A 13,851-nucleotide genomic window follows, 5' to 3' on the forward strand; every position below is an offset into this window, starting at 1 on the left:
ATGCTTGGCGCACATATCATGCCAGCCCCGAAAAAATGCAGATTTGAACACGGCCTTCCGCTGATCGTCGACAGTTTCGCCGGCGGGGGCGGGGCTTCCACGGGTATCGAGATGGCGCTCGGGCGCTCGCCGGATATCGCGATCAACCACAATCCGGTGGCGCTGGCCATGCATGCGGCGAACCATCCGGATACGCTGCACCTTTCGGAAAACATCTATCATGTCGACCCGCTCGACTATGTGGCCGGGCAGCATATCGGCCTCGCCTGGTTCTCGCCCGACTGCAAGCATTTTTCCAAGGCCAAGGGCGGCAAGCCGGTGGAGCGGAATATCCGCGATCTGGCGCATATCATTCCGTTCTGGGTGGATCGCATCCAGAAATCCGGCGGCAAGATCGACGTGATCATCATGGAAAATGTCGAGGAGTTCGCCACCTGGGGGCCGCTGATGCGCACCGAAAAGGGCGAGGTGCCGGATCCCGAGCGCCGCGGCGAGACCTTCCAGAAATGGTGCCGGCGGCTGCGGCGACTTGGCGGCAAGCTGGAGATGAAGGAATTGCGGGCTTTCCGCTATGGCGCGCCGACGATCCGCAACCGGCTGTTCGTGATCATCCGTTTTGACGGCAGGCCGATCGTGTGGCCGGAGGAAACCCATGGCGAACCGGACGATGCCGGGGTTTATTTCGGCCAGAAGCTGCTGTGGCGCACGGCTGCGGAGATTATCGACTGGTCTTTGCCATGCCCAAGCATTTTCGACAGCGTTGCGGAGATCAAGGCCAAGCACGGAGTGAGCGCCAAGCGGCCGCTGGCGGACAATACCGAGGCGAGGATCGCGCGCGGGTTTGCCCGCTATGTGCTGGAGGCGGATGCGCCGTTTCTGGTGAACCTGACGCATGGCGGGCGCTGCGAGGCGGTTTCCGAGCCGTTCCGCACGATCACCGGCGCGCATCGCGGCGAAAAGGCCGTGGTGGTGCCGCATGTGATGACCATGCGCAATTCCGGCAAACCCTTCAACGGGGCGGATGAGCCGACGCATACGATCACGGCGGGTGGGGCGGGGCTTTCGCTGGTTTCGGCCTTTGTGTCGCGCCAGTTCGGGGCCTCGATTGGGCATCCCGTCTCCGCGCCATCCGCCACTGTAACAGCGGGCGTGAACAAGTCGGCGCTGGTGGTGCCGCATCTCATCAGGACGGATATGACGTCGGCAGTGAAGCGGAACGGGATCTATGGCCTCGACAGCCCGTTGCGCACGGTGATGACGGCGACATCCTTTGCCCTCATGGCTCCGCATCTGATGAGCCTGAAGGGCTCGGCGCGGCGTGACAGCGCGGTGACCGCGCCGCATCCCACCGTGTTGGCAGGCGGCGGGCATTCGGCGCTTGTTATCCCCTCGCTTTTCGGCTGCGGCGGGCGCGCCGGGCAGAGCCGCCCGCGCGGCGGCAACGAGCCGCTGCACACGGTGACCGCCAAGGCCGATACCTGCATCGCCGCCGCCTTCGTTGCCCAGCACAACAATGACAGCCGGCGTGACGGCGGGGTCAATCCGGGCCGGCCCATGGATGCGCCGCTTTCCACTATCACCGCTTCCGGCGCGCAACAGGGCGCGGTGGCGGCCTATTGCGCCAAGTATTTCGGCACGGGCGACGGTGCGGATTATGGCGGGCCGCTGCACACCGTGACGACGAAAGACCGGTTCGGCCATGTCCAGGCCGCGCTCGATGCGCCGCCCTTCACCGAAGAGCAGGCCGACAGGGCGCGACTGGTGGCAGCGTTCCTGCGCAAGCACGGGTTCTGGGATGACCGGGAGTTCGTGACGCTAACGATCGGCGACGCGAGTTTCGTGGTGGTCGATATCGGCATGCGCATGCTGACCCCGCGCGAACTGTTCAATGCGCAAGGCTTTCCGGCTGATTACGAGATCGATCGCGGCCCGGACGGGCAGGCCTTCACCAAATCGCAGCAGGTATCCGCCTGCGGCAACTCCGTCTGCCCGCCCGTGGCAGCGGCGCTGGTCGCGGCCAATTGCGGGCATCTGCGGGCGGAGCCAGAACCGATGATGGAGGCGGCGGAATGAGCGCGGTCATTGATGCCTTTGTTGCCGAGGCGCGCGCGATTGATCTTGCCGATTATGCGGGGCGGATCGGGCGGGTTCCGTTGCGCGGGACGGAATGGACCGGGGCTTGTCCAGCGCTTGGACGTGGCACGGACGGGTTTGCGGTGAACCCCGGAAAGGGCGTGTGGAACTGCCGGATATGCGGGCAGGGCGGGCATGATGCCATCTCGCTTGCCGCGCATGAGCTGGGGCATGACCTGAAAAGCCGGACGGGGTTTCTGGAGGCGTGTGCTGCGGTGTTGAACCGCGATATCCCAGACCCGGAACAACGCGAGAGCGAGGAAGAGCGGGCGGCGCGTGAGGCGCGGATGGCGAAGGCGCAGGCCGATGCGGACGCGCTGGCCGGCAAGCGCGAAGCCGAGCAGAACGAATTTCGCCAGCGATCGATCTCCCGGGCGCGCGGGATATGGTTCAACGCTGCCTCTGTGACCGGCTCGGCCGGGCAGGTGGTGCGCGACTATCTGCGGCTGCGCTGCGGCGCGGATATGGACGATGCCGTCTTCGACAATATCCGTTTCGATGGGCAGCATACCTTCTGGCATGGCTCCGATCCGAACTTCGGCCGGCCGCTTTCCCTGCATTGCGGGCCGGCAATGATTGCGCCCTATGTCGATCTGACAGGCAGCGTGACCGGGTGCCATGAGACATGGATAGACCTTGAGAACGCGCCGAAATACCGGCCGGTGCTGATCTGCCCGAAGGAAGGCAAGCAGCTTTCCGCCAAGAAGATGCAGGGTGCGAAGAAGGGATCGGTGATCCCGGTTTGCGGCGATCTTTCGGCGAGGCGATGGGTGCTTGGCGAAGGAATCGAGAATGTCGCCGCGGTGGCAGCACTTGAGGGGTTTCGGGCCGACACATTCTATGGCGCGGCTGGCGATATCGGCAATCTGTGCGGCCCGGCCGAGGGGCGCGAGCGCCACCCGACGCTGACCATGACCGACAAGCGCGGCCGGGTGCGCGCGGTGACCGTGCCCGGGCCGCTGCCTAAGCAGGGGCTTGCGCCCGGCGAATGCCTAGATGCGCCAGACCATGTCGACGACCTGGTGCTTGTCGCCGATGGCGACAGCGAGCCGGTGGAAACCGCCTTTGCCATGGCGCGGGCGGAACGGCGGTTTACCCGGCCGGAGCGGGTGGTGGCGACCGCGTGGCCGCCTGAAGGGGCAGGGGACTTTTCAGAAGTGATGACGGAGGCCGATTTTGCCTGAGAACAAGAAGAAGAAGGGCGGGCTTTCGCCGGAGGCGGAAGAGGCGATTGCCAAGCGGGCGGCCGGCCGTGCTGCCTATCTGAAAAACCCGGACCCTTTGCCGGTGCTGGAGGCTGAGGAGGAGGACTCTGTCCTTGATCTCTCGGCCGAAGAGATCACCGAAGAATGCGCGGCGCTGCCCGAGACCGACATTGGCAATGCCAACCGGTTTTTGACGCGGTATGGCGATCGGGTTCGCCATGTCACGCATGTCGGCTGGCATGGCTATGATGGGCGGCGCTGGCTTGAGGATCAATCCGGCGCGAAGGTTCGGGTCTGGGCGCATCGCACGGCCGAGATGATCGATGAAGAGGCCATCAGCCTTGATTGTTCGGAGCGGGAACGCGCGGACATCGATGCCGGGCGGCATGCGCGCGAGGAAATGCGGGAGCTTGGCAAGCGCGGCAAGGACTGGGATGCCGAGAAGCTGGCGAAGTTCGACAAGCTCCAGAAACTCATCGACGCTGGCGATCTGGCGGACAAGGAACGGCGCGGGCGGCAATCATCCCGGCATAACCATGCCAAGAGCTCGGCGGGATCTTCGAAGATCAACAATATGCTTGCCGAGGCGGCTCCTTATTGCTCGCTCTCCGTCCAGGACCTGAATACCGATCTCTATGCGCTGAACACCGTCAACGGCACTCTGCGCTTCTTCACCGTCACCTCCGCTGCCGGAAAACCGGTCTGGCAGTGTCGTCTGGACAGGCATCGCGCGACGGACCTGATTTCGAAGCTGGCAGAGGCGCAGGTGTTCTCCGATGCGGGGTGCCCGACATTCCTCCAGTTCCTCATTCGCGTGATGCCGGACCCGGACAGGCGTGCTTTCCTGCAACGCTATATGGGCTATTGCCTGCTTGGACTGACCGGCGAGCAGTGCCTTGTGTTCTTCTACGGCGCAGGCCGGAACGGGAAATCCACCTTCGTCGACCTTATGGTGGAAATCCTTGGCGACTATGCCGTTTCAATGTCGATCGACAGCTTTGCGGGCGACAGCCGCAGGGGCGGGGCCGAGGCGACGCCTGACCTTGCCAGACTGCCGGGCGCGCGCCTGGTGGCGGCTTCAGAGCCGGAAATGGGCGTTCAGTTGAAGGATGCGCTGATCAAGACGCTGACCGGCGGCGAGCCTATCGCGGTGCGGCGGCTGCATCAGGACTTCTTCGAGCTGATACCGCATTTCAAGATCATCCTTTCCGGCAACCACAAACCGCAAATCCGCGATGACAGCGACGGCATATGGCGGCGCGTTCATCTGGTGCCTTGGGAAATCCAGATACCGGAGGAAGAGGTAGACCGCGATCTGCCGCGCAAGCTGCGGCAGGAGCGCGACGGGGTGCTGGCGTGGATGATCAAGGGCGCGCTCGACTATCTTCAGAACGGGCTTCAGGTGCCGGACAGCATACGGCTTGCGACTGCGGAATACCGGGAGGAGAGCGACCCGATCGGGGCGTTCCTGCGGAATGCGTGCGATATCACGGGCAAGGATGACGATACGGAGCGGCCGGACGTGCTCTATGAGGCTTATTGCCGATATGCGAGCCGAGAAGGCTTGTCCGAGTTCAAGAAGGCGACCTTCACCAAACGGCTTCCAGATCAGACCAGGAAGACCTGGAAGGGTCGCGATGGGATGATGCACTCGTTTAGGAGGGCCCGTTCCAACGGGACGGTCTACTACGGCATTCGCATTGGCGAGGAGTGGCGTTCTGGAAGCGATGGCGGTCCACATCCTCTAAACGATGATTGGCCCGATGCATTTTGAGCGTGAAACCCGGACCCTTCGAAGGGCAGGCTGGGCATGTGCCGCCTTACTTGCCCTTGAGTTCATATCTGAGGGTGCGGACTTCGGACACATAGGACAGCAAAATCAGAGTGCTGGACAGGAAAGCCTCTAACAGAAGGTTCGGAAAATTGAGGATAATCATGGGCTTGATGCGCGACGGACAGGTAGGACAGCAAATCTGCATGTTTATGTGATGCGCGCGTAAATGAGAGAAAGAAAGTGGTGGTGGCCTCATCACGTAAACCTCACAATTTGCTGTCCTACCTGTCCTCTTGTTCATAAGTATATGTATTTGTTTGATTTATACGTCCTTCTTAAGGGCGTTCTACCTGTCCATTCTAAATATCCATCTGTCCTAGATGTCCAAAACGGCAAAAGGAGCCTGAAAAATGAAGAAAATGACCATTCAGCAGTTGCTGACCTGGGCTTTCACGGAGGAGCTCTGCAAGACGGAAGCGACGGGCGGGCGGATGTCGCCACGGCTGAGCAGCGCGAATGCCGGGCTGAACGCTGCCGGCGAGCTTGGCACGATCATCGCCCGGACGCCGAACGAATGGGGCGTGGTGCCTACATGGGAGGAGGGCGTTGCGCCTGACCCCGATGCGCTGATCGTGGGCGATGCCGTGAAGGCGCTCACCGGAACGGGGTTCGACATTCCCGAAGGCTGGCAGCCGTTTCCGGAATGGGCGAATGACGAGCACGGGCTGATCGCCGGCGAGGTTGACAGGGTGCTTGCCGAGGAGCGCGGACATGGCGTGCGGCGCACGGGCTCGCATGCCTTCAGCCTGATCGTCACATGCGCGGTGCTGAAGCGCGGGCCGGACTGGTATGCCGAGCGGCCGAAGGTGCGGATGGTGGAAAGGCAGGGCAAGCCGGTCTGGTTCATCGCCAAGCGCCAGAAGGACAGCTTCGGGCGCTGGCATGAGGTGGAGACGGATGGCTATGACCGGAAGGCGAAGCGACCGAAGCGCGGGGCTTATCGGAAATACGTGCTGTCACACGGGTTGCGCGGCGAAATCCAGTCTCGGATCGACTGGATCGTGTGGCAGGCGGCGCTGCAGATGCTGGAACGGGAGCTTGCTGGCAGGCTGGGCGAAAAACAAATCACCCCTATGCGCTTCGACATGTCGCCGTGGATGAGGGAGGTTCGCGCGTGAAGCGTTCGTTTATCGTGTTGATTTAGAAGGGGAAATGCGGCCTCATTTTTCCCTTGATTTGCGGCAGTGAGTTGACATACCTTGATAGCATAGAAAAGGTTTACGTAGACCCGCCAGCGGATAGCCCGCTTGGCGGGTTTTTGTTTGGCGATGATCTCCGCACATATTGATATCGATCTCACCCGTTTCGAGGCAAAGCTGACCTCGGCGCAACGTCGCGACCTGCCCAAGGCGGAAGTGATGGCGCTGAACTGGCTTGCCTATGATGGCATGCGGGAGGTTCGCGGACAGATGAAGTCGATCTTCGACCGTCCGACGCCTTACGCCGTTCGCGGTGTGGTCTACGATCAGGCCCGGTTGGACAACCGGATCGCGGCAGTGACTGTCACCGGAGACCGGACCAATGGAGGATTGCCGGCAACGGCTTTCCTTGGGCCTCATATCGAAGGCGGCATGCGTCGGCACAAGGCGTTCGAGAAGCAGTTGATCGGACGCGGTCTGATGAGGAGCGGCGAGGTTGCCGTGCCCGCAAGGTCTGCGCCGCTCGATCGCTATGGCAATTTGACGCAAGGCTTTTTGAACAAGGTCATGCGGGATTTGCAGATTGACTATCGCGGTGCAGGCGCGACCCGCGTCGCCAAGGGCACAGGCCGCCGCAAGCGGAAGGTCAAGCCAAACCAGTATTTCGTGCCGATAGGTCGCCCAGATCTCATTCGCGGCATTTGGTTTTCGGGACGCGAGAAGCGCGAGTTCTATCCGGTGATCCTGTTCGTCAGGGCCACGCCCTATTCGAAGCGCTTCAAGCTGAATGACATCGTGGAAAATCTGGTGCGAGAGAAAAAGAACCGCACCTTCGCCCGGGCATTCCGCAAGGTGTTCCCAAATCGGTGACCCCAATGGGTCGCAAAACCTGCGGGTCCTTCCTGCGGCCGACCGCCGCGCGGGTATTTGGCACCGCGCGGGTTCGGTAGTCTGAGGCCGATTTTCAAGCCTTAATTTGGAGCCTTAATTTTAAATTTGAGGCAAGTTTAGCGACGATGCAAGAGCAAACGGGATCGGTGAGCAAAGGCGACTTCGCGGCGATGATCTCGGTCTCGCGCGCTCGCGTCTCCCAGTTTCTGAAGGATGGCAAGATCCATGGCCCGGCGCTGGACGGCGAGGGGCATCGATCGCGAATTCACCCCGATATCGCAATCCGCCAACTCGGGATTTCCATCGATCCCGCTCAAGGTTACGGGGCAAACGGGAAGGCGGCGCTGGCACGACCGGCGAAGCAGGAAGCATTCCCGGTACCGGCCGGGCCGACAGCCCCGGTCACGGATGTCTTCGCCGACAAGCTCGCCCAGGAGCGGCTGAAACAGCAGCAACTCAAAACCGCCCAGATGGAGCGGGCCGAGAAGGCAGAGGCCGGAATATACATGCTGACCGCCGCCGCGCGCGCCGAAATGACCGGCGCGGTCTCGGATGCGTTCAAAGTGATGGAACAGGGTATCCCGGACATGGCGACGGCGATCGCAGAGGAATTCGGAATTCCGCAGCGGGATGCCCAGAAGACGCTTCTGCGGAAGTGGCGCGATATTCGCGCCCGCGCCGCAAAGGATTTTCGTGAACAGAGCGAAGGCGTCGAAGATACGTTGGTCACCATGGATGAGGGTGAAGACGCATGACGATGCTCTTCAATCCGGAACGCTTGCGCTATGACATCCTGGCAAAGGTCTGCGAGCCTCCGCCGCCAGTGGACTATCTGAAGTGGGCAACAGAAAACGTTGTTTTCTCCGAACGGATCTCGGCCTTGCCGGGTCCGTATCGGGAGGACATGTTTCCGTTCTTCTCGGAAATCCTGCGGGCGCTGTCGCCGGATGACCCTTGTTCGATCGTAACGCTCGCAAAGTCCGCCCAGGTTGGCGGCACGGTGCTTGCGAATATATTCCTGCTCGGGACACTCCATCTCGACCCTTGCGATTTCCTCTATGTCCATCCGACTGAGGAAAACGCTTCGCGGTGGTCGAAAACAAAGTTGATGCCGCTGCTGCGGGAAACAGCAGCCGTCCGCGCCTTGTTTCCCGATGGCAGCCGCGATGGCGGTAACTCGATCCTCTACAAGGAGCGGATCGATCGCCGCGGCGCGGTGCAGGCGGCGGGGGCCAATTCCGCTGCCGGTCTGTCGATGATCTCGCCGCGTTCGCAGGTTCAGGATGACCTTGCGAAGTGGTTGACGAATGAGGCGGGCGACCCTGAGGATCAGGCCGACAGCCGGTCGAAGGCGTTCTTCAACCGCAAGGTTTTCAAGATATCGACGCCGTTGATCGCACCCGGCTGTCGGATCACGACAAACTACCTGGCAGGCACGCAGGAGCGATATCATGTGCCTTGCCCGCACTGTCACGAACTGCAACCGCTCGAATGGGAAAACATGCGCGATCACATCGATCCGCAGCATCCCGAGAAGGCGCATTTCGTTTGTGTTCATTGCGGCTGCGAGATTCATGAGCATCATCGCCAGTGGATGGTTGATCCCGCCAATGGCGCTTCATGGGTTGCCAAGTATCCCGATCGGGCGCGCTACCACCGCTCGTTTCATATTTGGGTACCGTACTCGCCGCTCGAAAGCTGGGAAGCGATCGCCAGGGCTTGGCTGAAAGTGCAGTCCGGCGCGCCCGACGACAAGAACAAGGGCGCGGGCGCCGAGCAGGTCTTCTTCAATGACATGCTCGGCCTTGCCTTCGAGGCCGACAACAAGGCAATCGACTGGGAGGATCTTCGCGACAGAGCGGAGGAGACCGGATTTCGGCGGGGCGTTGTTCCCGCGGATATGCTGGCGCTTACGATGGGGATCGATGTCCAGGGCGATCGCGTGGAATGGTTGCTGCGCGGCTGGGGCCGGAACAAGTCCAGCGCCGTCATTGACTTCGGCGCAATTGACAATCGTGCCGGCAGTCACCTTCCGGGCTTTCGTGAGCATACCGGCCACATTTCCGAGCCGGAGGTTATGGCGGCGCTGGATCGCTTGATCGCGCGGACATGGCCCGATGAGAACGGAAAGCGCCGCGAAATAGATAGAATTGGCATCGACGGCAACGCCTATACAGAGGATGTCTGGTTCTGGGCCCGCCGCCATCCGCGCTCGAAAGTTATCATGGTGCGCGGCGACAACCGGGACGCTGCTCCGATGCTCTCGCATGTTCGCGAATACGACAAGCGCGGCAAGCCGAAGAAGCAAAAGTGGTCGAGCCGGTTTTACAACTTCAACGCCTCGGTGATGAAGATGGGAGTCTATCGGGACTTTCGGAAGGAAGACCCGGAGCAGCCGGGTTACATTCGGTTCGCGATCGGTCTCGGCGATACGTTCTATCAGCAGGCGACTTCGGAAGTTCGGGTCAAGGAAACAGACAGAAACGGCTATCCGCGCTGGAAGTGGAAGCTGCCGGATGGCCAGCGCAACGAGGTTCTCGACATGCTGAACCAGTCGAGAGCTGCGGCCATTAGGCTCGGCGTGCCGTTCTGGACGGACGAGGAATGGGACTTGAGAGCAGAACTGCTCTCCCAGCAGGAACCGGCCGCGCAGGGCGATCTTGAAGATATGATTGACGGCCTCGCATCCGTCACCGCAGCGTTGACCAAGCGGTCGCCGGACGAGGTTCGTCCTTCAACAGAAGTCCCGGTTTCAGACAGGGTAGCGGCGGCGATGCGCCGTGCCGAACGCGCCGCTCAGCGCAACAGTCAGGATTGATCATGGCGCTTACGACGGAAGAACGGCTCGCACTGGAAACGCGCCTTGGCGAGGCGAAGCAGGCGTTGCATCAACTCGAGATTGGCCGAAGCATCGCGACGATCACCTACGACGGTGAAACGCAGAGCTATAGCGCCGCCGAGCGTGGATCATTGCGGGCTTATATTCGCCAGCTTGAGACCGAACTCGGTATCCGGACGGCGAGTCGTCCGCGTGGCCGGGGAGTGATCTTCGGATGACAGTCGAAATTTACGGACCAGACAACCAGCCTTTGCCGGCGGGTTTGCGGCAGGCTGCGCGCGCAAAGGCGGCAGACAATGTCGCGCAACAGCACAGAAGCCGGGGTATGGTGAGCGTTTCAGGAGCTGCGATTTCGCGGTCGGCCTATCAGGGCGCGTCCTATGCGCACCCGTCTTTCGCCAATTGGCATGCAGGCGGATTTTCCGGCCAGTCCGCACTATCCCTCTCGCGCTCGACGCTTGTCGATCGCCTCAATGATGTGGCGCGCAATGATGGCTGGGGTGCGGCCGGAACGACACGCCTGGTTGACAACATCATCGGGGCAGGCTGGAGGCTCGCCGCGCGACCGAACCATACGACACTCGGGCTGACGTTCGACCAGGCCGAAGAAATTGCCACCCAGATCGAGGGTCTTTGGCGCGACTACACGCAGGATGTCGACATGTGGTGCGATGCGGAGCGCACCAAGAATATGGCCGGGATCCTCGGCCTTGCAGCGCGCAACCGCTTCGGTCCCGAGGGAGAGGCATTCGGCGTGATCATCTGGCAGGACGATGCGCCGTTGTTTCAGACAGCGGTTCATATGATTGATCCGGCGCGATGCTCCAATCCGAAAGGAACGCTCGACGGCGAATTTATGCGAGATGGCGTCGCGATCGACGCCTATGGCGCGCCGCAGGGCTACCACTTCCGAAGGAGCCATCCTGGCGACATTTACGCCGGCAACACCAACCTTTGGTCATGGGAATATGTGGAGCGGTCGACCGAATGGGGCCGCCCGATCGTGGTTCACACCTTCGATCCGAAGCGGCCTGGCATGACGCGCGGCGCATCCGACTGGGCGCCGATCATGCGGTCGATCAAACAGTCGACGGATTACGAGGATTTCGAAAGTCAGGCCGCGATGCTCAATGCCATCATGGCGGCTTTCATCGAAACGCCCTTCGATCCCGAAGAGATGATGAACGCTCTCGACGCAGACGGCGGCGATGGCACGCTTGCCAAGATCTATGGCGAGATATCGGCCGCGCAGTCCGCCTACTACGGCACGGCTCCGATCAATCTGCCGGGCGTCCGGGTGAATACGCTGCTGCCAGGCGAGAAAGCGACACTGACGAAGCCCGAGCATCCGAACGCCAATTTCGAGGTGTTCGTGAATGCAGCCTTGCGCAAGGTCGCCTCCGCAGTGGGGCTTACCTATGAGCAGCTCACCATGGACTGGAGCCAGGTGAACTATTCCTCTGCCCGTGCCGCGCTTCTGGAAATCTGGCGCGGGTTCACGGCAAAGAAGGGCGGGTTTGCTGCCCAGTTCATGGCGCCGATCTATCGCGCGTGGCTGGAGGAAGTCTTTGACAAGGGATTGATCGATCTGCCGGAAGGGGCGCTTTCCTTCGAAGCGAACCCGTCCGCATGGTGCCATGCCGACTGGATCGGCCCGGGTCGCGGCTGGATTGATCCGCTGCGCGAAGCCCAGGCGGCGGGCGAACGGCTCGACCGCAAGTTGACCACGTTGCAGCAGGAATCTGCCGAGCAGGGCCGCGACTGGAAGATGGATGCTGACCAGCTTGCTCGTGAGGCTCGCTATTATCGCAGTCTTGGCCTTGTGCATCCGTCGCAGCAGTCCGACGTCCTCGGTCACAATGGCGGTTCGCCGCTCGATGATGTCGACCAAGATACAGAGATTGAGGAAAGCGTGAACGGGCGCTCCGGGCAATCGGCGCGTGCGTCGCGCCACCGGCTCGGCATTCCGCAGATCGGAAGGCAAAAACGATGAATTATCCCGAAATCGCAAGCCGGATGTTTAACACGCCGCTGATGCTGCAGCCGGCAAAGGCAGAGACGATCGCGCGCGCTTTCGGTCCGCGCGTTCTTGGCCTTGACGACGCTAATGGTCGGCAGATGGGGATCGTCGGCGAAGGGCTGCGCGAGGAGGTCGACTGGTACGGCGAAAAAATCTATCGCGGTGCGCATCGCATCCGTGACCAAATCGGGCTGATCGAGATCGAGGGTTCACTGATCAACAAGGGAAAGTGGATCGGTCAGTCCTGCGGCATGACCACTTATGAAGCGATCGGCATACAGGCCGACGACTGTCGAACGGATGATGCAATCAAGGGCGCGATTGTCGAGATCGACAGTTTCGGTGGCGAGGTGACGGGCGCATTTGATTGCGCCGAAAAGCTCTTTGAGCTTTCCGCCGTCAAGCCGACAATCGCGGTGCTCACCGATCACGCTTGTTCTGCCGGATACCTCCTCGCCTCTGCCTGCCAACAGATCATCGTCCCCGCATCGGGCCTTTGCGGCTCGATCGGCGTGGTTTCGCTCCATGTCGATGTCAGCGGCTGGCTGAAGAAGGAGGGGTTGAATGTCACCATCCTGAAAGCCGGCGCGCACAAGGCCGACTTGAACCCTTACGAGGCGATCCCCGAGGATGTTCTCGCCCGCGAACTGGCGGAGCTCGAGGAGATGCGGGTAGAATTTGCAGCGACCGTCGCGCGTTATCGCGCCGGACGGTTGTCGGTCGAACAGGCTCTTGCCACGGAAGCCAGAGTCTATCGTGGCGAAAAGGCGGTTGAGGCAGGGCTTGCCGATGCCGTTGCAAGACCCTCGCAGGTGCTTGACGCCTTCGAGGCACAACTGGGCCTTTCGGCCTGATCCACCAGCAAAGAAGGAAGACGATATGTCGAACCTGACGCGCGGCGTGTCCGCCGGCGTGCTCGCTGCCCTGCGCGGCGGGAAGGCCAAAAACCGTATGGAAGACGATCCCGAAGAGGAGCTTCCGCCGGAAGAGATCGAAGGCGAGGAAGAGCCGGTCGGCGAAGACGACCCCGACCCCGCCGCTGAAGAAGAAGGACAGGAGCCGGAAGCCGAAGGCGATGAGGAGGACGACAAGATGTCGGCCCGTCAGGCGCGCGGAGCCGAGCGGCGCCGTATTCAGGCGATCCTGACGCACCCGAAGGCCTCCGCCTCAGCAGACCTGGCGGCGCATCTCGCCTTTTCCACGACGCATTCCGCAGCGCATGCGGGCGCGATCCTGAATGCCGCCGGCAAATCCGGTGGCGGAAATCGTCTGGCTGACCGGATGGCCGGCAAGACGCCCAAGCTCGGCGGTGGCGGCGCGCCTTCCGCCAAAACCGAAAAGCAGTCGCTGCTTGCCGCTGTGGGCAGCGCCATGAACGCGCGGCATCGCCGCAAGAGCAACGGAGATTGATCCCATGGCAACTGCCACCTATGCCCCCAATGACCTGCTCGTTTCCGATGTTCAGGTCATCACCCGCACCGTGACAATCGCGAGCGGGCAGACGCTTTCTCGCGGCGCAGTGCTCGGCGAGATCACCGCCAGCGAAAAACACATCCTGTCTCTTGCCGCCGCCGAAGACGGATCGGAAGTGCCGGATTGCGTGCTGGCCTTCGACGTGGATGCCTCAGGCGGCGATGTCGAGGCGCAGGCCTATTTCGGCGGCGCTTTCGATGCGTCGAAGATGACGTTTGGCACCGGTCATACCGCTGCCGCCGTCGAACAGGCGTTCCGCCGCAACGGGGCCGCGCTCTACGTGCGAACGCTCGCCTAGGCGTGAAGCCGCCGGGCGG

At 61.7% G+C, this 13,851-nt stretch carries 12 protein-coding genes; all 12 read left to right on the forward strand.

All coding sequences use genetic code 11. The annotated features are described in order from the left end of the window. The 12 genes from V6765_RS06180 (at nucleotide 1) to V6765_RS06235 (ending at nucleotide 13,832) form a co-directional block, all read left to right on the forward strand. Complete coding sequence (locus V6765_RS06180) at nucleotides 1-2,073, forward strand: DNA cytosine methyltransferase (RefSeq protein WP_448427584.1); 2,073 nt, start codon at nucleotides 1-3, stop codon at nucleotides 2,071-2,073. After that, complete coding sequence (locus V6765_RS06185) at nucleotides 2,070-3,317, forward strand: DUF7146 domain-containing protein (protein ID WP_448427264.1); 1,248 nt, start codon at nucleotides 2,070-2,072, stop codon at nucleotides 3,315-3,317. The genes V6765_RS06180 and V6765_RS06185 overlap by 4 nt, the downstream gene beginning before the upstream one ends. Then, a complete protein-coding gene (locus tag V6765_RS06190; protein WP_448427265.1) occupies nucleotides 3,310-5,112 on the forward strand; it encodes a phage/plasmid primase, P4 family in 1,803 nt (600 codons plus the stop codon). Before V6765_RS06185 ends, V6765_RS06190 begins: the two co-directional genes overlap by 8 nt. A 410-nt stretch (nucleotides 5,113-5,522) precedes the next feature. Then, a complete protein-coding gene (locus V6765_RS06195; RefSeq protein WP_448427266.1) occupies nucleotides 5,523-6,290 on the forward strand; it encodes a hypothetical protein in 768 nt (255 codons plus the stop codon). 291 nt (nucleotides 6,291-6,581) lie between these two features. Continuing rightward, nucleotides 6,582-7,181, forward strand: coding sequence for a hypothetical protein (locus V6765_RS06200; protein WP_448427267.1), 600 nt, complete (start codon nucleotides 6,582-6,584; stop codon nucleotides 7,179-7,181). 167 nt (nucleotides 7,182-7,348) lie between these two features. Continuing rightward, nucleotides 7,349-7,957 (forward strand): hypothetical protein, encoded by a 609-nt coding sequence (locus V6765_RS06205; protein WP_448427268.1) that lies wholly within the window; start codon nucleotides 7,349-7,351, stop codon nucleotides 7,955-7,957. Next, nucleotides 7,954-10,020 carry a phage terminase large subunit family protein gene (locus tag V6765_RS06210; protein ID WP_448427269.1) on the forward strand — a complete coding sequence of 689 codons (2,067 nt, stop codon included), beginning with the start codon at nucleotides 7,954-7,956 and terminating at the stop codon, nucleotides 10,018-10,020. The genes V6765_RS06205 and V6765_RS06210 overlap by 4 nt, the downstream gene beginning before the upstream one ends. Before the next feature lie 2 nt (nucleotides 10,021-10,022). Further along, complete coding sequence (gene gpW / locus V6765_RS06215; RefSeq protein ID WP_347445876.1) at nucleotides 10,023-10,259, forward strand: gpW family head-tail joining protein; 237 nt, start codon at nucleotides 10,023-10,025, stop codon at nucleotides 10,257-10,259. Beyond that, entirely contained in the window at nucleotides 10,256-12,034 is a 1,779-nt protein-coding gene (locus tag V6765_RS06220) for a phage portal protein (protein ID WP_448427270.1), read from the forward strand. The genes gpW and V6765_RS06220 overlap by 4 nt, the downstream gene beginning before the upstream one ends. Then, nucleotides 12,031-12,915 carry a S49 family peptidase gene (locus tag V6765_RS06225; protein ID WP_448427271.1) on the forward strand — a complete coding sequence of 295 codons (885 nt, stop codon included), beginning with the start codon at nucleotides 12,031-12,033 and terminating at the stop codon, nucleotides 12,913-12,915. The genes V6765_RS06220 and V6765_RS06225 overlap by 4 nt, the downstream gene beginning before the upstream one ends. 25 nt (nucleotides 12,916-12,940) lie before the next feature. Continuing rightward, a complete protein-coding gene (locus V6765_RS06230) occupies nucleotides 12,941-13,471 on the forward strand; it encodes a hypothetical protein (protein ID WP_448427272.1) in 531 nt (176 codons plus the stop codon). A 4-nt stretch (nucleotides 13,472-13,475) separates the two neighbouring features. Then, entirely contained in the window at nucleotides 13,476-13,832 is a 357-nt protein-coding gene (locus V6765_RS06235) for a head decoration protein (protein WP_448427273.1), read from the forward strand. The last annotated feature ends 19 nt before the right edge of the window (nucleotides 13,833-13,851 follow it).

The organism is Martelella sp. FOR1707 (assembly GCF_053484265.1).

Bases quoted from the DNA above. Each gene is read 5' to 3' on its own strand.
- V6765_RS06180 (WP_448427584.1), top strand. From the start codon at position 1: ATGCTTGGCGCACATATCATGCCAGCCCCGAAAAAATGCAGATTTGAA.
- V6765_RS06185 (WP_448427264.1), top strand. From the start codon at position 2,070: ATGAGCGCGGTCATTGATGCCTTTGTTGCCGAGGCGCGCGCGATTGAT.
- V6765_RS06195 (WP_448427266.1), top strand. From the start codon at position 5,523: ATGAAGAAAATGACCATTCAGCAGTTGCTGACCTGGGCTTTCACGGAG.
- V6765_RS06200 (WP_448427267.1), top strand. From the start codon at position 6,582: ATGAAGTCGATCTTCGACCGTCCGACGCCTTACGCCGTTCGCGGTGTG.
- V6765_RS06210 (WP_448427269.1), top strand. From the start codon at position 7,954: ATGACGATGCTCTTCAATCCGGAACGCTTGCGCTATGACATCCTGGCA.
- gpW (WP_347445876.1), top strand. From the start codon at position 10,023: ATGGCGCTTACGACGGAAGAACGGCTCGCACTGGAAACGCGCCTTGGC.
- V6765_RS06220 (WP_448427270.1), top strand. From the start codon at position 10,256: ATGACAGTCGAAATTTACGGACCAGACAACCAGCCTTTGCCGGCGGGT.
- V6765_RS06225 (WP_448427271.1), top strand. From the start codon at position 12,031: ATGAATTATCCCGAAATCGCAAGCCGGATGTTTAACACGCCGCTGATG.
- V6765_RS06230 (WP_448427272.1), top strand. From the start codon at position 12,941: ATGTCGAACCTGACGCGCGGCGTGTCCGCCGGCGTGCTCGCTGCCCTG.
- V6765_RS06235 (WP_448427273.1), top strand. From the start codon at position 13,476: ATGGCAACTGCCACCTATGCCCCCAATGACCTGCTCGTTTCCGATGTT.